This is a genomic window from Escherichia sp. WS1450 (genome assembly GCF_046487395.1).
GTDB classification, from domain to species: domain Bacteria; phylum Pseudomonadota; class Gammaproteobacteria; order Enterobacterales; family Enterobacteriaceae; genus Escherichia; species Escherichia coli.
Genome location: NZ_JBJQJO010000161.1, coordinates 1 through 612, shown reverse-complemented (window position 1 = coordinate 612; position 612 = coordinate 1). Strand labels below are relative to the sequence as shown.

The window sequence follows — 612 nt, the reverse complement described above, 5'->3', positions numbered from 1 at the left end:
AGGCGCCGGAAATGGTCAAAAAAGCCGTTCACTCCATAGCAGAGCGTGATGTGTCCGTTTTACAGGCATTTGGTGTACGAATGGAATTCACCCGCGGTGATATGCTGAAGGTCTGTCCGAAATTTGTCACATCACTTGCCGGTTTTTCCCCGAAACAGACGACCACTATTAATAAAGATTCCGTCCTGCAGGCTGCCCGGCAGGCATACGCCCGGGAATATGGCGAGGAAATAACAGAAACCGCTGATTTTGGCTCTTACGAAGTAAAAGGCAATAAGGTTGAGTTTGAAGTGTTCAATCCTGAAGACCGTGCGTACGACAAAGTGACCGTCACGGTTGGTGCTGACGGTAATGCCACCGGCGCCAGCGTTGAATTTATCGGAAAATAGCCGGTATGTCGGACTGTCACCCTGTTTTATTGCCCGAAGGCCCTTTCTCACGCGAACAGGCGATGGCTGTCACAACAGCTTACCGCAATGTGCTTATTGAAGATGATCAGGGAACGCATTTCCGGTTGCGTCACCACAATGCTGAAGGGCTTCGGTAAACCCTCATTCATTTCATCCATCAGGCCGCGTCTTCTCCGTGAGACGCGGCTTTTTCATTGATTAC

1 protein-coding gene and 1 pseudogene are annotated in these 612 nt (G+C 50.2%); both read left to right on the top strand.

Features of this window, described 5'->3' with window-relative positions; all coding sequences use genetic code 11:
• Positions 1–389 (top strand): annotated as a pseudogene (locus ACJHYR_RS28130) (hypothetical protein); the annotation flags it as partial.
• Positions 390–394: 5 nt separating this feature from the next.
• Complete coding sequence (locus ACJHYR_RS28125; RefSeq protein ID WP_001696589.1) at positions 395–547, top strand: DUF905 family protein; 153 nt, start codon at positions 395–397, stop codon at positions 545–547.
• Positions 548–612: the final 65 nt, after the last annotated feature.

Bases quoted from the DNA above. Each gene is read 5' to 3' on its own strand.
- ACJHYR_RS28125 (WP_001696589.1), top strand. From the start codon at position 395: ATGTCGGACTGTCACCCTGTTTTATTGCCCGAAGGCCCTTTCTCACGC.